The organism is Tritonibacter scottomollicae (assembly GCF_032924845.1).
Taxonomy (GTDB): Bacteria; Pseudomonadota; Alphaproteobacteria; order Rhodobacterales; family Rhodobacteraceae; genus Epibacterium; species Epibacterium scottomollicae.
Map to the genome: position 1 here is coordinate 21,969 of NZ_CP136704.1, position 16,417 is coordinate 38,385.

General features: G+C 57.6%; 15 protein-coding genes. 11 read left to right on the forward strand and 4 right to left on the reverse strand.

Going from position 1 to position 16,417, the window contains the following annotated elements:
• The first annotated feature begins 385 nt into the window (after positions 1 to 385).
• From R1T40_RS00820 to R1T40_RS00840, 5 genes are all read left to right on the forward strand, one after another.
• Positions 386 to 1,462: a hypothetical protein gene (locus tag R1T40_RS00820; RefSeq protein ID WP_317385522.1), complete on the forward strand. Its 1,077-nt coding sequence runs from the start codon at positions 386 to 388 to the stop codon at positions 1,460 to 1,462.
• A gap of 183 nt (positions 1,463 to 1,645) precedes the next feature.
• Complete coding sequence (locus tag R1T40_RS00825) at positions 1,646 to 2,230, forward strand: TetR/AcrR family transcriptional regulator (RefSeq protein ID WP_317385523.1); 585 nt, start codon at positions 1,646 to 1,648, stop codon at positions 2,228 to 2,230.
• A 127-nt stretch (positions 2,231 to 2,357) separates the two neighbouring features.
• The gene (locus R1T40_RS00830) at positions 2,358 to 2,924 is read left to right on the forward strand and encodes a carboxymuconolactone decarboxylase family protein (RefSeq protein ID WP_317385524.1); all 567 of its coding nucleotides are present in this window, start codon (positions 2,358 to 2,360) and stop codon (positions 2,922 to 2,924) included.
• A gap of 76 nt (positions 2,925 to 3,000) precedes the next feature.
• Complete coding sequence (locus R1T40_RS00835) at positions 3,001 to 3,558, forward strand: thioredoxin family protein (protein WP_317385525.1); 558 nt, start codon at positions 3,001 to 3,003, stop codon at positions 3,556 to 3,558.
• A 675-nt stretch (positions 3,559 to 4,233) separates the two neighbouring features.
• On the forward strand, positions 4,234 to 4,737 hold the full coding sequence (locus tag R1T40_RS00840; RefSeq protein ID WP_317385526.1) for an AAA family ATPase: 504 nt from the start codon (positions 4,234 to 4,236) through the stop codon (positions 4,735 to 4,737).
• Between the two features lie 358 nt (positions 4,738 to 5,095).
• Here the strand turns inward: R1T40_RS00840 and R1T40_RS00845 are convergent, their stop codons facing one another.
• Together R1T40_RS00845 and R1T40_RS00850 are read right to left on the reverse strand one after the other, a co-directional pair.
• Positions 5,096 to 5,626 (reverse strand): DUF1415 domain-containing protein, encoded by a 531-nt coding sequence (locus R1T40_RS00845; RefSeq protein ID WP_317385527.1) that lies wholly within the window; start codon positions 5,624 to 5,626, stop codon positions 5,096 to 5,098.
• A 333-nt stretch (positions 5,627 to 5,959) separates the two neighbouring features.
• Positions 5,960 to 6,814: a LysR family transcriptional regulator gene (locus tag R1T40_RS00850; protein WP_317385528.1), complete on the reverse strand. Its 855-nt coding sequence runs from the start codon at positions 6,812 to 6,814 to the stop codon at positions 5,960 to 5,962.
• 169 nt (positions 6,815 to 6,983) lie between these two features.
• Between R1T40_RS00850 and R1T40_RS00855 the strand changes: the two genes are divergently transcribed.
• A complete protein-coding gene (locus tag R1T40_RS00855) occupies positions 6,984 to 7,943 on the forward strand; it encodes a hypothetical protein (protein ID WP_317385529.1) in 960 nt (319 codons plus the stop codon).
• A 216-nt stretch (positions 7,944 to 8,159) separates the two neighbouring features.
• A complete protein-coding gene (locus tag R1T40_RS00860; RefSeq protein ID WP_317385530.1) occupies positions 8,160 to 8,411 on the forward strand; it encodes a hypothetical protein in 252 nt (83 codons plus the stop codon).
• A 549-nt stretch (positions 8,412 to 8,960) separates the two neighbouring features.
• On the opposite strand, the gene R1T40_RS00865 is transcribed toward R1T40_RS00860, so the two are convergent.
• Entirely contained in the window at positions 8,961 to 11,057 is a 2,097-nt protein-coding gene (locus tag R1T40_RS00865; RefSeq protein WP_317385531.1) for an amidohydrolase family protein, read from the reverse strand.
• Positions 11,058 to 11,341: 284 nt separating this feature from the next.
• Between R1T40_RS00865 and R1T40_RS00870 the strand changes: the two genes are divergently transcribed.
• The 3 genes from R1T40_RS00870 to R1T40_RS00880 all read left to right on the forward strand — a co-directional run bounded on the left by R1T40_RS00870 (position 11,342) and on the right by R1T40_RS00880 (position 15,463).
• On the forward strand, positions 11,342 to 11,974 hold the full coding sequence (locus tag R1T40_RS00870; protein WP_317385532.1) for a tyrosine-type recombinase/integrase: 633 nt from the start codon (positions 11,342 to 11,344) through the stop codon (positions 11,972 to 11,974).
• Between the two features lie 621 nt (positions 11,975 to 12,595).
• Complete coding sequence (locus R1T40_RS00875) at positions 12,596 to 14,092, forward strand: insecticidal delta-endotoxin Cry8Ea1 family protein (RefSeq protein ID WP_317385533.1); 1,497 nt, start codon at positions 12,596 to 12,598, stop codon at positions 14,090 to 14,092.
• Between the two features lie 312 nt (positions 14,093 to 14,404).
• On the forward strand, positions 14,405 to 15,463 hold the full coding sequence (locus R1T40_RS00880) for an IS110 family RNA-guided transposase (RefSeq protein WP_317385534.1): 1,059 nt from the start codon (positions 14,405 to 14,407) through the stop codon (positions 15,461 to 15,463).
• Positions 15,464 to 15,768: 305 nt separating this feature from the next.
• On the opposite strand, the gene R1T40_RS00885 is transcribed toward R1T40_RS00880, so the two are convergent.
• A complete protein-coding gene (locus tag R1T40_RS00885; RefSeq protein WP_317385535.1) occupies positions 15,769 to 16,056 on the reverse strand; it encodes a hypothetical protein in 288 nt (95 codons plus the stop codon).
• Between R1T40_RS00885 and R1T40_RS00890 the strand changes: the two genes are divergently transcribed.
• Complete coding sequence (locus R1T40_RS00890) at positions 16,048 to 16,227, forward strand: hypothetical protein (protein WP_317385536.1); 180 nt, start codon at positions 16,048 to 16,050, stop codon at positions 16,225 to 16,227. The genes R1T40_RS00885 and R1T40_RS00890 overlap by 9 nt on opposite strands.
• Positions 16,228 to 16,417: the final 190 nt, after the last annotated feature.

The window sequence follows — 16,417 nt, forward strand, 5'->3', positions numbered from 1 at the left end:
TTTGTTGCATCCAGACCTCCCAAACGCAGAATACTCGCAAGTTCCCCAATAAGTTCAATGGTATGGCCATTGCGTGCTGCCGTGTCCGGCACCATCCGAACCTCTGAAATCAACGCCCTCAGTGCTTCCGCCGCTTCCCGCTTGACCTCCGGCGCGTTCAGAGAGCGAGCGAGATCTTCAATCAACTCCCGGTACCGGGTCGACAGGCTGGGGTGCAGCCGCAGGGCAGCTGCGATTCGCGTCGATGCATATGGATGAAGAAACCCTGCACATCCACTTTGTGGTGGTTGTGTGGGCTGAAAAACCTTCCACCAACCGTGGTCATCAGGTTCTACTGCAACCATCTGAAAATCCGCTGCTCCGGAATTATGAGTTGGCCTAGGATATGGCGGGTGCCGCTTTTGCGAAGATTGGGATCACTCGTGGGGAGCGCCGTGCCGAGGCCCGACGCCGGGCGCGGGCCGAGGACAAACCTCTTTCGGGCAGACGGCGGCACGTGCCGCCGTCTGAGTGGTGCGCCGAAGAGCGCCGCAAGGCGCAGGAAGAGAAGAAGCGCCTCCTCGGCGCGGCCGAGGAGGCGGCGAAGGCGACCGTCGAGGACGGTCGGGACCTTGCCAAGGCTGCGGTGAAGAAATCGCGCAAGCGCGCCATAAAAGAGGCGCAGGCCCGCAAAAAGCGGGCTGCGCAAGAAACTGCAGAAGCGATCCGGCTCCGCGATGCGGCCGAGAAGGAAGCGCTGCAGTTTGAAAAAGCGGCTGCCGCCGCATCTTCTCGGAAAATGGGGATTGAGGCCGAGGTCGGGGCGTTGGAGCCGTTGGTAAAGGGGTATGAGGAGAGGGCAGAAAAAGCTCTTGAAAAGTTCCAGGCGAAGGTTGCGGAGCGAAAGGTGGAAGAAGAAAAGTTGGCGCGGATCAATCGCGAAGCGGAGGAGGGAAAGAAAGGGTTGGCCGATCTGCGAAGGCGCGAATGCGGCCTTGTCGCAGAGGTCCAGTCGCTGGAACAACATCGCGCCCAAGAGGCAGCGGCATGTACTACCGCCCAATCTGCGCGCCAGGTGGAAGAGCAGAAACTGGAAGACGCGGTAACGCAGGTGCAGCTGAAAGTCGCGGAAGCGGAGATCATCTCAGAGGCCGTTGAAGCTGGTTTGGAGCTGGTTGCTGAGGGCGCGCTGCTTTGGCAGGAAGAAGCGACGGATCGGAAAGCGGGCTTGGTTTGGGGAGCGGCGGCACCGAAAACGGGTGACCTGCGGGCGGAAAAGCGGAAGCAAATCCATCCTGCGATGGGAATGGTCACGCGAATTGCGCAACTGGTCGCACGTACCGTCAAACGAGTTCTCGCCAAACAGCGCCAAAAGTTGCAGGACGATGCGGAATATGTCCGTGGCCTGCGAGAGCAGTGGGAGCCAGAGGCTCAGGCTCGTCTGGCGCAGATCTCTCAGGGGACAGATGCGGGGCCCTCGTAAAAATGGGCGGACAGCCCACATTCGACGATCTGCAGCGAGGAGCTAAGAAACCGCCGAAGCGGACCTTCAACACCGCGAAGCAGGGTTGGTCCTGTTTCGGGAACACACCTGAATACTGGGCCCTCCGTAGGTGTTTGATCTAAGGACTTGCATAATTGTGAATGACCATCCATATAGTGCGTCATGACACGTACCGGCCGCCCCCGCTCCTTTGACGAAACAACCGCGCTAAAGGCGGCGATGACCGCTTTCTGGGCGGGCGGATACAATGGCACCACCTATCGCGATCTGGAACAGGCCACCGGCCTCAGGCGGCAGAGCCTTACCTATGCGTTTGGCGAGAAGCCGGATTTGTTCCGGCGTGCGCTGGCGCTATATATCGACCAACGCGTCCGCAAGGCCACCGAACTACTCGCACGCGAGGCGCCGCTGAAGGACAATTTGAACGCCCTTTTGCAAGCCTGGGAGGCGGATGCGTCTTCCGGCAACGGGCGCGGATGTCTGTTGGTGCGCTCCACGGCAGAGGTCGGGCGCGATCCGCATATGACCACTGAGATATGCCGTGGGGACAACTTGCTGCTGCAGGCGCTCACGCAGGCCTTTCACCGCGCGCAGGCCAGTGGCGAGGTGACCTCAACCACACCGCCAGAGGCGCTGGCTCGGCTCGTGATTTCGGCTGGCAACGGCGCCATGATGCAGGCGGTGGCGCGCCAAAAACCGGAGATATCCCGCACCGCGCATGACGCTCTGTTGTCGCTCATCATCTAGCGCATGATGCATCTGTCTTGCGACAAGGTTCCTTCTTTGTCGGCAATTTATGTCTGCACATCCATAATCCATCAGATCCCGGCTCCGATAGATTGCCATCCCCAAACTCGCCGGATTGGAGTTCAAAATGACCGTTTTCACCCACCACTCGATCGAGAGCGCACCCGAGGCCGCGAAACCGCTGATGGAACAGGCGGTTAAGGAATACGGTATGCTGCCAGGCCTCTATCAGGTGATGTCCTCGTCGCCGGAGCTGCTGGAGAGTTATTTCAAGCTGCATGAACTGTTCGAGCGCACCGCACTCTCGGTCACCGAGCGCAATATCGTGTGGCTGACGATCAACGTCGAGCACGCCTGCCATTACTGCGTTCCCGCACATACCGCGATTGCCAAAATGCAAGGCGTCGATGACGAGATCGTCGCCGCCTTGCGAGAGGAGCGACCGCTTGCCGATGCGCGCCTCGAAGCGCTGCGCCAGTTTACGCTGATCCTCGTGCGCGAACGCGGCAACGCGCCAAAAGCGGCTGTGGATACCTTCTTGGCCGCCGGGTTCGAACCCCGTGCGATACTCGATATCCTTGTTGGTTTGGCGCAGAAGGTCCTGTCGAACTACACTAACCACCTCGCGGAAACGCCGGTCGACGCGCCGTTCCAGGCTTTCGCATGGGAAAGGATCTCTGTCGCAGCGGAATAAGTCGGATCACCATCGTCCACCGGGCCTCGCGCAGCAGCGCGGGGCCAATCTCACATCAAGCCAAGGAGCTTCCCGCATGCTGCTCGACACCCCAATTTGCAACTTCGGATGGAAGGCACCGGACTTTACACTGGGCGACCCCGAAGGCCGCGCTTTCACGATGTCCGAATATCTCGGCGAAAAGGGCCTGCTGGTCGCCTTTCTATGCAATCATTGCCCCTATGTTCAGGCGATTGCCGACCGACTGGCAGAAGACGCCAATACCTTGCTCGATGAGGGCATAGGAGTGCTTGCCGTGATGTCTAACGACTACCACGCCGTGCCGATAGACCGCCCGGCCTACATGCAACGCTTTGCGGCCGAAGCGGGCTGGCGCTTCCCCTATCTCGTAGATGAACATCAAACAGTCGGGCAGGCTTGGGGCGCGGTATGCACGCCAGACTTCTTTGGCCTGAACGCCGATGGCGGGCTGCAATATCGCGGCCGTCTGGACAATGCCCGCCTTGATGCGTCCGCAGACCGAACCCGCGAGCTGGTGGATGCCATGCGGCAGATCGCCAGGACGGGTCAAGGACCGAAGCAGCAGATGCCTTCGATGGGCTGCTCGATCAAATGGCGTAATTCGGGCTTCTAACGCGCCGTCTGAACGCGGGCTGGCGTCTGGCCCGCTCCCGATCCACCCTTCGCGTCGAGGCCAAGCTGAACCAGAGACCGGGCGTGCCGGCCCGCATCCCTTGCTGACTTGCAGGAAGGTCCCGCGTTGCTGACCTCGGATCGCGACTGAGGTGCGCAGACGCAGCCAACGGCAGCTTTGGCTGGCCGCATTGCAGTAATCGGCATCGGGGATGAAGGTCGGCTCAGGGCCGGTCGCTTCGGTCGAGTGGGCTGCCGGCGAGCCATGCTTCGCTGCGCCCTGGTCGGACGTCCGCGAAGCGCAATAGCGACCTTTGCAAAGTCGCGGCGCGTCGCCTGCACTATGATCAAGGACGGCCCATTCCTGCCGTTGGCCGATACCTAGCAATGCTGCGATGCGGCCGTCGAACCTGCCACTCGCTGCGACTGCCAAAAACAAGAGGGACGCGGATTCACAGTTCGCGGACAAACGGTGCATTCGCTGCGGCTGCGCCAAGGTCTGCTTCACCGATAGACAATAAGAACCCCACGTGTCATTAAAGGCGCATGAAAACCTTGGTTCAGAACTTTGGTCGTCAGGGCCAAAAACGAATTACCTTCCCGGTCTGAAAACCGGGCCGGGCTAACTCGTATTTGAACGTCAACTGCGCACGCCGCGCTGAACAAGGTTATTCATATGTCCTCGACAACGCCAACTCTGCACCTGTTGTGCGGAAAAATTGCTTCTGGAAAATCCACTCTGACTGCCCAACTTAGTCGCACGGCGGGAACTATTGTGATTGCTGAAGATGAATGGCTGAATGGTCTTTATTCTGAAGAAATGTCGTCGATTTCGGACTACATGCGGTGCATGTCAAAGTTTCGCGAGGTCATGGGACCACACGTCGTCTCATTGCTACATGAGGGAATTTCAGTCGTTTTGGACTTCCAAGCAAACACGATTGCTTCGCGTGATTGGATGCGGGACATCTTGGAACAGACGAAGGCTGCACACAAACTTCACGTTTTAGATGTCCCTGACGAAGTCTGTATCGCGCGGCTTCATGTTCGCAATGCTCAAGGCGATCATCCATTTGCGGCAACAGAAGAGCAATTCCGACAAATTTCGAAATACTTCGTCGCTCCTTCACCTGAGGAAGGTTTCAATGTGGTGATGCATCACGTTGACACGAAACTCTGAGTTAACCGGACCTTCATTGATGGTGCGGCATCCGGTAATGTGGGCTCACTGCCGACCTTCGCTGCGCGGCAGGGGCAAGCGCCTGATCGCCCCGCGCTGCATCGCTTCCGGCCCACAGCCGACCTTGGCTAGACCATCTAAGACTGCGATGCAGCTTCCCCAGACCAGACGCTGGGGGTTTCGGTGCTGCACTGTGACTCGTCCAAGGTTTACGCCGCCGAATTTGCTGCCGAGTACCACAGAGCTGTACCATAGCATTGCCCCAAACCTGATGAGCCAAACGCTCTCTTAGCTTAATCCACCTTTGGCCCCAAAGAGCTTTGACGCCGGACGCGATTACAGGCCACCGCAATCAGCCTTATTTCCCCCAGGGGCAGAGTGCCTCGACCTGTCGGCGACCAAGCTTATTCAACGTTTCTATGTTATCCAAATAAATCTTCTCTGGGTCCGCAACGTGCGCGAGGGTTTTGGTCATCTGGTCTTGACGCAGAAGATGTATGGTTGGATAGGGCGAGCGATTGGTGAAATGGCTTAGATCGTCCGGTGCCACACCGTCAAATCGGTACTGAGGATGAAAGGATGCCAGTTGCACATCCTCTGTCAGCTCTGCTTGCTCCAAGAGTTGCTGAAACCAATCGAGTAAGTCGAGGTAATCATCGAACTCTTCTAGACCTTGGGTAAACATTAGCAGGCTGGTAGCGATGTCATTTTCGTTGGTCACGAGTAGGCGCTGTAGTTCCGTCAAAAAAAACCGCTTTAGATGTGCATCGGTCGTGGCGTCACATATGGCATAGTGGACTTGGTCTCGGGATATGACGCTCGAGGAAAATGGGCACAGATTTAATCCCACCACCATGTGTTCAAGCCAACGACGTGTGTTTTTCACCACGTCTTGATGAGGTGTCGATAATGTCTTTGGTTCGCGCTTTTTGATGTAATGGATCCCTTCATGTTTGAGACTTTATGCACGTTCTGCCCATGGTTCCTAATTGCTTACGAAAGCGAAACCCATCGAAACGGTGCAGTCACTACCGTCTATCGTGTCATGCCATCCTGCGCCATAGCCGAGAACGGCCCATTGCGGCCATTGACCGGGTCCTGCTTCCGCTGCGACGCAGCCCTTCATTTCGGACCTTCGCTGCGGGCGCGAAATCAAGGCGGAGGCGAACTAGGTGGTGTGCGGACTTTGCTTCCGTTCGCTTTCCCGAACCGAAGGTCTGCTTCACTCGAATTCAGATGCAATCCAATCAACGATCCGCTTGATGCGCGTCTGGCCCAAATGGTCCTTTGACCATGAGATATAGAGCCCATCATCAGAGGGATCGGGATCGACCCAAACCACCACCAGTTTCTTTGACCGAAGATCATTCTCCACCATGTAGGTCGGCGCGATTGCAACGCCGTGACCACCGATAGCAGCATCGAGAGCCAAGGCAGATCGGTCGAAGTTGAGTAGCTTGTGCGTGTCTCCATACCCGGTTTCATGGATCAGTTTTTCCCACCGCCGGTGCGCATCCTGAAGGAGCGGCAGCGTCAGCAATGTCTCCAGCCCCATTGGCCAATCCGGTCGCAGGAAATCGGGACTGCATACGGCAATCAGACTGATGTCCGTCAAGCGGCGCGATGCGTGAGCGATATTCGTGTCATGCGCTTTACCAGGCCAGATTGCGATCTCGCTCCGGCCCAGACTGCGCGCCAGAACCTGCTCGTGGACCTGTGTAGCAAGGGACGCGTTCGGAAACTTGGCCGCGAAAGCGTCCATCCGGGGCATCAGCCACTTCGTTGCAGTGGAAGAACCAAGGTGTAGCGTGATGCGATTACCGTCCTCACCGATACTCACAAAAGCAGTGTCGAGGATCGCCAAAGCGTTTTCCATCGCCGCATGACAGCGCTCACCTTCCGGGGTCAGCGAGACACCGCGTGCGCCACGCACAAGAAGAACTACCCCCAGCTCGATTTCGAGCTGCTTGATCCGCTGAGAGACCGCGCCACGCGATAGATTCAGATCCTCAGCCGCGCGTTGCAGGTTCCCGTGCGATGCGACGACAGAGAATACCCGGAGCGCGTTCAGGTTCACATTCTTCATTCAAAACCTTGGAGCCGATAGTTTTTCTAAACGCTGATGGAATTATCCTGCTTTGTCAACTTGGTGCATGCGGCCGATACAAGTGGGCAAGCAGCATTCTGCAATAGTTACTAGAGACCAAGCAATGAGCCAGACAATCCGACCAGCGACCCCCGACGACATGCCGCGCGTGGTCGAACTCCTTATGCTGGATGCGCAGGAACGCCATGCAGAGGATGCCATCCTCTGGAAGATGTCAGATGACGCGCCCGCGCAGATCGAGAAGGCGTTGACATTTGCGCTGACGGCCGAGCAACAACCCTTTCGACAGTTCTGGCATGTCGCAGACGATGGGGGGCAGATCACAGGTGTCATTCATGCGATGATGCTGCCGGTCCCCCCAATCTATGCAGGCCTGTTCGGCGAGCCAGGGCTGATCCTGCCCGACTCTTTTGTGGCAACCGATGCACCAAGCGGGACTCTAGAAGGCCTGTTGGCCGCAGCAGAGGACGCCCTTCATGAAGCCGGTGCCCGGATCAAACTGGCATCCTACGTGGTGGGCGAAGGCTGGCGAACCGCGTTTGAGACAAGCGGTTATGAGCCTCTGACGCTTTATCTGTCACGTAATGGCCTTGGCGATCAGGGAATGCCCGACGGTGTTCGAAAAGCGACGGAGGACAATATTCGAGGTATCGTTGCGCGCAGCGCCGAGAACCGTCAGGTTCTTTTTGGCATCGATCCGTTCTGGGAAACCCATCCCGAAGCTGATGCACGGTTTTCAGCTTGGATGACGCGGTGTCTAACGCTCCGAGATCGAGACATGATAGTTCTGGGACCGTCCGAGGACTTGCAAGGATACATCATCGCACAGCCCGCCTCACGGATGCACTTTCCCCCTGCCCACGACATCACGGGGACGGGTGTGATTGACGACTACTACCACTCTGAGCTGGCCAACCCGGAAGCTATCGACCACGGCGGGGAAGCTGCGAGCGCGCTATTGCGAGCCGCTGAGGCGGCATTCGCCAACCGTGGGATAGGAGCTGCCTTTGTCGTCTGTCCGGCGGGTTGGGCTTCCAAGATTGAATTGCTGGAGTGTGCTGGTTACGAGACCGCGATGGTCTGGTCTATCAAGCGATAGCAATCCGCAAAGCAGCCATTCGAGCAGTCTGCAGCATCTGACATCATGGGATCTTCGCGGCCATCGGAGGCGGCGCAGCATTCCAGCATCACCCGGCCGGAGGGGCCATCAAGGACGGCCCTTACCTTCCTTTCGAACATAGCTTCATGCCGCAGCGCCGCGTCCCGAAACCAGCCGTTTGCGAATAGGGGACAACTCGGCGAAACGCTAGAGCTGATGTTCTACTACGTCAAATGCGGCAATGACGTCACGCTGGAGTTCGGTGATATGGATGAGACGTTCTACAACAGCATGGGGTCCATGTTTGGCTCGATAATGAAGAAATTATCCATGCAAGCCGACTTGGAACTGACAGCAACTTGGTTGGACCGGCTGGAGAACAAATATCAACGCGTTGCGGATACCGGCTGGGGCTATGGCGACGAACTTGGTGGCTACCTTGAAGACCTCAGGTCTTCGCAAAAATAGTTCCTATTCGGTCCGGTCAGCGCGGAAGCAACAGTATCCGCTCAGTACGACACAGATTTCTCCACCGCATGGATTCGCGGCTGCGTCGAATGTCCGGAACGACGGGCCGCGGCGCAGGATCGGAGTCGGTGGCAGATGTCCGCTTAGGGCCGTTCGCGCCCTTAGTTTGCCGGTCAGGCTAAGACTTTGCAAATGTCGCTGTCTGCGCATAGCCGACCTTGGTGCGCGGTGCAGTATGTGGGTTTCGGTTGCGAGGGCTTGAATGGCCGCTTTTGCCTTTTTGGCATTGCACCTTCGCAGGAGCAGCTAAGCTCGGATCTCCGCCCGAAAGTGAGCATGGCAAAGTCGGAGCGGCCAGCAAGCCCAAGGGTTTGACGGAACTTAGCGGTCACTCGCCACGGTGACCGGCGCCGCAATGCAGCTTCGCCAAACCGGCCATTTGTCCATGGCGCAGCATTTTCGAAGGGTGAAAGGTCGGCGGTGCGGGACTTTTCTGACTTTCCTACAAATCGAACAAATGTCTTAATTTCGTCGAACACTTTGCTCTAGCTACTCTTTGCCAGAGCTATCCGTTACAAGCGAAGCGGTCATGATATCGCTCAAAGTGCGCGCTATACAGGCACCGGAGTGCGGTGCGGTCGCGAAAAGTGAAGGACGCATCGCGCTGAACGATCTTGGGGCGCCCTGCATTTCGTGTGACACGGTGAAGATGCGCAGAAAATCGGCATAAGGGTCCGTGCCGTCGTTGCGGGGGAGATAGTTCAGACGCCCTTCGCGCTGACTGGCTTCATAGATTGTATCGCCTTCCTTGATCGTTTCCAGAACCACGATGGTATCGAGCGTTTCGGGGTCTATCGCTGTGGGATCTTTGGACAGAATAACCAGATCGGCAAGTTTACCGACCTCTAGCGATCCTTTGCTACCCTCTTCGAAATGCTGATACGCGGGCCAAATCGTAAGGGATTTGAGTGCCGTCAACACATCGACCCGCTGCGCCGGACCGATGATGTCGTTTGAGCGCGACCGACGGGTCACGGTGGCATCAAGAATGCGCATACTGTCGGGAAAAGCCACAGGCGCATCATGGTGACTTGAAAACATCATGCCACGTTCGCGAACCCATCCGGTGGGCGAGATGTTATCCGCTGCCACGGGACCAACCGTGCGATCACGGTGCCAATCGCCCCAATAGAAAGTGTGCATGGGAAACAAGGACGGGAAAACATCCAGTCGGTTATAGGCATCCACCTGATCTTCGCGCATGAACTGCCCGTGGATCAGAACCGGGCGTCGGTCGGCTTGCCCGTGCGTTTGCGTCGCGGTGTCGATGGCGCCGATCAAAATATCCGACGCGCCCTCACCATTGGCGTGTACAAGGATTTGAATGTTGTTTTCGAACGCCCAGTCGATGGCGTCAAAGACTTGGTTATTCGATGCCGATGCATAGCCTGCATAGTCCGCCCGAAATCCTTCGGGTGGGTTGTAGTATGGGCGGTCGCGCAGCGCGGTGAAGCCCTGCGGCGAGCCGTCGATGGTCAGCTTTGCGCCCCCGACGCGGAAACGGTCTGTATAGTTGCGGGAGTGGTTCGCCCGAATATAGTCGCGGTCCACCAACACATCTGGATAGGTCACCACATCTATGTCCAGCCCTTCCTCGGTGGCGACCGTCTGCATCAGGTTAGCCACAGCGGGGATCGAACGCCCTTCCTGTGCTGTGGTGTATCCGAAAGAGGAGATCAATTCGACGCCAGCGCGGAAAATCGCGCGGTTGGCCTGTTCATCCAGCCCACCGAGCAAGCCGCCAATCACAACAGTTGCCGCGTTCTCTTCCAGCACGCCGTTGGGTTCAGAGCTGCCTTCGCGCCGCCGGATCACACCGCCGGCGGGGTCTGGCGTGTCAGCAGTAATGCCCGCCAGTTCCAGCGCCTTGGAGTTCGCCACGCCAAGGTGACCGGACTGGTGAACGACATAGACCGGTATGTCGGTTGAGACAGCGTCAAGTTCGTCCCGCGTCGGGTGACGCTGCTCGGCAAGCTGTGCGTCGTCATAGCCGAAGCCAAGGATCAGACCTGCGGCACCGACACGCTTGGGTTGGGCTTCGGCAAAGTCGCGCAGCACCTGCTGTAACGTGGGGATGTCATTCACCGTGCCGTCGGGTGCGGGCAGCATGTTGGCCGACAGCGCCTGTATGCCGATCATGAATACATGGCCGTGGGCGTCCACGAAACCGGGGATCATGGTGCGGCCTGCCAGATCAATGATCTCAGTCTCAGGGCCCTGAAGGGCCGTTACGTCGTCCGCGTCACCAACGCCGATAATCTTACCGTCTTTTTCTGCCAACGCTTCAGCGCGCATCGCGTCATCGTTCATGGTCAGGATTGGGCCGCCCAGCCAAATGCGGTCGGCAATCAGACTGCGTTCCTCAACAGAGGCATGTTGCTCTCGAAAATACGCCCAAGCGTCAACCTCACTGCCGTCGGCGAGGGTGCAAATCCCGCGTTGGCCACCGGTATCCTCTACGAGGAAATATGACCCACCTTGTTCAGTGCAAAATTTAGCGGCAGGGTTGGAGAGCTCCAAAGCGGTTGCATTGCTTGTGAAACAGGCCACGATCAAACTGGCTATAACTGAGACGTAACGGAGCATAATGGAGAACCCATCTATTTAAGTGATCTGCGCAGTAACGTTGGCGCGTTGAGTTCCGCCAGTCGGGCCGTTCTAAGGCCCCGGGGAAAATCGAAAACACTCCTGCACTATCGGGAAGGTTGCAATCACCTGTCAAGCGTCGCAGTGGACATTGGCGTCGACATGCGCGTCAGTCCAAGTAGGCTCGAAGTCGCCCCCGGATGCAACGCAGCATCATGTGATATGATGTCTCGTCAACGTCGGGTTGTCGATGAAGGAGGGCGTGGTGGATCGGAGCATCCATCATGCAAACCCCCAACTTACCCGCCATTCGCGCGCTGCGTCCTGCTTGGAACAAAGGCCGGATCGTTGGCCAGAAGAGGCCACTGAAGCCCAAACACGTCTGGGCGATCAGGGTGCGGCTGGAGCTGGCCGAGAACCCTCGCGATCTGGCCCTCTTCAATCTTGCCATCGACAGCAAGCTGCGCGGCTGCGATCTGGTCAAGATGAAGGTGGTCGATGTCATGGCGTCAGGCCAAATTAAGGACCGCGCGTCGGTTCTGCAGAGTAAGACGCAGAAACCGGTCCGCTTCGAACTATCTGAAGGCACGCGAGCTTCGCTCGTAAGGTGGATGCGGGAGCCGCTCATGGTCGGCTCCGAGTATCTTTGGCCCGGGCGTTTTCACGAACGGCTTCACATATCGACCCGCCAATACGCGCGTATTGTCCGTGAGTGGGTGACATCCATCGGTCTGGAGGCCAGCGCCTACGGCACGCACTCGATGAGACGAACGAAGGTGACCCAAATCTACAAAAAGACGGGCAACCTGCGGGCAGTCCAGCTGTTATTGGGCCATACCAAGATGGACAGCACCGTCAGATACCTTGGCGTCGAGCTTGAAGATGCGCTGGCTATCGCCGAAGCTATAGAAATCTAAAGGCATGGGCCGCCGTAACGGACGGCCCTTAGCTGCTGCTCAAACGTACATTCATGCAGCGTTGCGGCTTCAGCAAAGCGACCGTGCATTATATTGATGGCATCCCAGCCCCTCATCGTGAGACTGGCGGAGAGCTCTAGTTTCCGGCGCTCCAGCATTGGGAACTCGAGCAAAGGCTAAAGAGTATCCAGCGCCGCCTGATCACGATCTGGGCGCGGGGTGTGCGCCATGCTCGCAAGATCACCTGCCAATCGGCTGAGGTGGCTGTGCCATACAACGTGTTTGGCCAAATACTCGCCGTCATCCACGTCCTCACGCCACCGCCGAGGCCTGCATGACGACCCAATCGAAGAAAACCGAACAAAAGTCGCCCGACGGATTTGTCTTACAGACGCCCAAATTGATCGAACTTGGTGAAAAACGTGAACGCCATGGCTAAGAGGCCGCTACAACGACCACTCGCACAGCCGGTCAGACCGTCAGCCTTGAAGATGGTCGCCAAATCCATCACCGTGCGTCGGAACCGACGTAACTCTGGAGGTATCAGTTAAAGCTTATCCGTGCATGCTGCATTTCAGCCCTGCCGGATGATGGAACAAGGCCTTTTTTCAAGGAATTCACATGCTACACATTCCGCAAGCACAGACCCGAGCCACGATCACCCCCATGGTGGCGTCGGTTAATCAAGATATTGATATTACTGACTATACAACGGCGAAATTGGCGGAGAGGTTTCAGGCCCTGGGTCTGGCGAACACCGCGATCCGCGGGGTCGCAGCGGCCATCGTTGATGCCGGGGACGCCCCGCTATCCTATGCACACCCGGTCCTGTCAGGTAGCGATGACACGCGGCTGAAGCTGCGCCTGCGCTGCGCGATTGACGAGTTAAACGCCGCATCACCGCTTTTGCCCGGCGAAACGCTGATCCAGGATCGCTTCGCCTTTCTGACCCGGGATTGGGACGTGTTTCCGGCTGGCACGGTCTTCGTCGACCGCCAGACGTCACAGGCGCGCCTGCTGTATGCGTTCCGCAATGTTGTGGTCGATGCCCAAAGCGGCGATTTGCGGTTCGACAGCCCGGCGGCGGCGACACTCAGCGCCGAGGAACTGGGCCTGCACCATGTCGCCGGGATCACGGTACTGGCCGCTGCCACCCTGCCGCAGAGCATTGCCGTGGACGTGGCCAAGAAACTGGCTGACCAAATGGCCAAGGACGCGCTCAAGGGCATTACCGGCAACCTGACCCAGCTTGCGGGCGGGGTGATTGCGGGCGCGATTGCCGGGGCGATCATCAACACGATTTTGGATGCGCTGTTTCCCTCGGACAAGAAATCAACGGTGGATGCCTATTTCGAGGGCATGCAGAAGCTGATGCAGCAGGAGCTGAAACAGCAGACAATCGACGAGATCGCCGGCACCTTCGTGTCGCTGCGCAACGAGATGACCAATGTCTATGCCCCCGCGCGGTTGCAATCCGACCTGAGCGTGCAGCAGGATCGTAAGAACCTGTTCGATTATCATCTGCACGATTATTCCAACACGTTTTTTCAGGGCACCAACGGAATGCTGGGCACGCTGATGGACGAAAAACACCAGCTGGCCTGTTTCCCGGTGTTCTTGCTGGGGGCGGGGATGCACCTCGCAATCCTGCAGGAGATCGCCAATGTCGACCCGACCAACACGGACGAAAAATTCGACCCTCTTAAATCCAGCTATGGCGTGCCCAAGACCGGGTCGGTCGCCAAATACGCCAAGCAATATGCCGATCACGCTGATGACGTTTGGAAGAAAATCCGCGAAAAACGGAAAAGCCGGGTGAAATACGGGGTCGAGACCTGGGCCGTGTACCGGCACTGGTATCACAAGGGCTATTACGCTGACGAGGCGATTGACCCCGACAAGCACCTGAACCTGATCAAGTACGAATACACCAACGACAAGGATGGCAAACCCATTCCGGTGCCCGGCAAGAGCGAGGCGGATGTGAAGGCGGCCATGGCGAAATATCAGGAAAAGGTACTGCAAGAGCTGGAAGACGGCCTGCCGGACCGCACATCCATCGTGTCTGGTTGGCGAGGCCTGATCGACCAGCCTCTGAACACCAATACCGGCAGCTAGGGTAGCACATACCTGTCCAAAATAATCTGTTGTCTCAGACATCGCAGTGTCTGACGTCAGCGCCTGCGCTGCGTCGCAGCTTCCTCGAACCGGTCCTTGGCGGCAACGCGCAGCATGATCTGGCATGCCAAGGTCCGCAGTGCGCGCAGCGATCATCGGTGTGGAGTGCAGCTAAGGTCGGCTATCCGCCCGGACTGCCGGATCAGCTACGCTGCGAGCGTCGACCAGATAGTGTCCGCTAATGGGATGTACCGGCTGCTTCACCCAGCAGGTTAGGCTGAGCCTATTTCACCTGCAGATAGGAGAAGTAGCATGGCGAAGACAGATTTTGACGAGTTGATGTCGATTGGAATCGATATCGGCAAAGATACGTTCCACCTTGTTGGCTTTGACCACGATGGGCAGCGTGTCCTGCGCAAACAGATCAAGCGATTGGCGTTGGTAGCAACATTCGAGAAGATGCCGCACTGTATTGTCGGCATGGAGGCGTGTTTGAGCGCCCATTTTGTCAGCCGCACATTACGGCAGGTGGGGTTCGAACCTCGGATTATTCCTGCGATTTATGTGAAACCTTTCACCAAGGGTCAGAAGAATGACTACAACGATGCAGAAGCTATTGCCGAGGCGGCGCTTCGGCCCAACTTGCAAACCGTTTCCGAGAAGAGCCAGGAGCAGCTTGATCTACAAGCTCTACATCGCGTCCGGTCGTGGCTTGTGTCTCGCCGGACAGCGACCATCAATCAGATCCGCGCCTTCTTGATTGAACAGAGCATCACTGTTCGCAAAGGTCTGCGCGCTTTGAGGAACTCGTTCGAGGCGATCCTCGCAGAGCGTAAAGGCGAGATATCGCCGCGAATGCGCTCGATTTTGATCGGCCTTTACGGCGATTGGGTGTGGATGGACGACCGCATCGACAAGATGTCGGCAGAGATCGAAGAAATTAGTCGAACCGAAGAGAACTGCGTCAACGTCATGTCGGTGCCGGGCATTGGCCCGATGATCTCGACGGCGATGGTTGCAGTGATCGGTGAAGGAGAAGCGTTTGATCGCGGGCGCGACTTTGCGGCGTGGGTGGGTTTGGTCCCCAGGCAATACAGCACCGGAGGACGAACGGTCCTTGGACGCATATCGAAGCGCGGCAGCAGGTATCTGAGGATGCTGTTCGTTCAAGCGGCGAAGATCATCATGATGCGACCGCATCGTTGGCCGGACTTCAGCTTCGGTGCTTGGCTGGCACGAGCTTGCGAACGCATGCATCGCAACAAGGCCGCCGTCGTCCTCGCAAACAAGTTGGCGCGGATGGCCTGGAGCATTCTGAGACACAAAACGGTGTTTGATGCGCCGAGAGATGAGGTTGCCATCGGCATTTAGCGTCCCAAGGCAATCCAAAAGAGTTCGCGATAGATCGAAAGCATGGAACGGAAATAATACGCCCCCAGAATCTGACAGCCCGAATGGTCATAGTCGACCTGTCCGCTAATGAGATCACGGCGCGTGCGTAACCCCAACAAGGCCACGACCCGCGTGTCGACCAACAGGCCGGATACATATCTGCGACTTCCGAGAACATGCCAGAAATCATTTGCGAATAGCAGCCGGTAAATACATTGGGCTGGGTGCAGCCATTTTTGCTAAGGGCTAAAGAGGTCATTTCACACTTCTCGTTTGCACGTGAACTAAACCGCCGCTGAAAGGGTGGGTAGGTTGCGACGGTTGCCTGCTGTCGCCTCCGGCACCATCCGAACCTCTGAAATCAGACCCCGAAGGGCTTCTGTCGCTTCTCGTTTGACGTCGGGCGCGTTCGGAGAGCGAGCGAGATCTTCAATCAGCTCGCGGTACCGGGTCGACAGGCTGGGGTGCAGCCGCAGGACAGGGGGCTCCGGGCTCTCCGCCAAGACCGACTGCAGTCTCGACTGTTCCGCTTCCAGTTCGGTCATCTTCGCCTTCATCGAGGCATGGTACATGCCGTCTTCAATGGCCTTGAGGATGCCAGCTATCTTGGTCTCGATTTGAATGAGCGCCTTCGCTGCCTTCTGCCGGTCCTGCGCCGCGCCGGCCGCAGATGCATTGAAGGCTTTGCGATACTCTTCCGTAAATTGCTCGAGCAGATCTGGGGAAAGAAGCCGGTGCGTTAACCCGGACAGGACCCGATCTTCGACATCGTCCCGTTCGATGGTCGCGCGATTGGTGCAGATCGCGCCTCCCTTGTTGCGGGCCGCCGCGCAGCCATAGCGGGTTTTCGTCGCGGGCGGCCTAACGATTTGCTAAGCGAACATCTTGTTGGTGGAAGTTTCCTGTGTGGGTCATGCTCAGAACGGATTGCTC

What these genes read in the sequence shown, in the direction of transcription:
- R1T40_RS00830 (WP_317385524.1), top strand. Translation starts at nt 2,358, where the DNA reads ATGACCGTTTTCACCCACCACTCGATCGAGAGCGCACCCGAGGCCGCG.
- R1T40_RS00820 (WP_317385522.1), top strand. Translation starts at nt 386, where the DNA reads ATGGCGGGTGCCGCTTTTGCGAAGATTGGGATCACTCGTGGGGAGCGC.
- R1T40_RS00840 (WP_317385526.1), top strand. Translation starts at nt 4,234, where the DNA reads ATGTCCTCGACAACGCCAACTCTGCACCTGTTGTGCGGAAAAATTGCT.
- R1T40_RS00855 (WP_317385529.1), top strand. Translation starts at nt 6,984, where the DNA reads ATGCCGCGCGTGGTCGAACTCCTTATGCTGGATGCGCAGGAACGCCAT.
- R1T40_RS00880 (WP_317385534.1), top strand. Translation starts at nt 14,405, where the DNA reads ATGGCGAAGACAGATTTTGACGAGTTGATGTCGATTGGAATCGATATC.
- R1T40_RS00825 (WP_317385523.1), top strand. Translation starts at nt 1,646, where the DNA reads ATGACACGTACCGGCCGCCCCCGCTCCTTTGACGAAACAACCGCGCTA.
- R1T40_RS00865 (WP_317385531.1), bottom strand. Translation starts at nt 11,057, where the DNA reads ATGCTCCGTTACGTCTCAGTTATAGCCAGTTTGATCGTGGCCTGTTTC.
- R1T40_RS00885 (WP_317385535.1), bottom strand. Translation starts at nt 16,056, where the DNA reads ATGTACCATGCCTCGATGAAGGCGAAGATGACCGAACTGGAAGCGGAA.
- R1T40_RS00870 (WP_317385532.1), top strand. Translation starts at nt 11,342, where the DNA reads ATGCAAACCCCCAACTTACCCGCCATTCGCGCGCTGCGTCCTGCTTGG.
- R1T40_RS00890 (WP_317385536.1), top strand. Translation starts at nt 16,048, where the DNA reads ATGGTACATGCCGTCTTCAATGGCCTTGAGGATGCCAGCTATCTTGGT.
- R1T40_RS00860 (WP_317385530.1), top strand. Translation starts at nt 8,160, where the DNA reads ATGTTCTACTACGTCAAATGCGGCAATGACGTCACGCTGGAGTTCGGT.
- R1T40_RS00875 (WP_317385533.1), top strand. Translation starts at nt 12,596, where the DNA reads ATGCTACACATTCCGCAAGCACAGACCCGAGCCACGATCACCCCCATG.
- R1T40_RS00835 (WP_317385525.1), top strand. Translation starts at nt 3,001, where the DNA reads ATGCTGCTCGACACCCCAATTTGCAACTTCGGATGGAAGGCACCGGAC.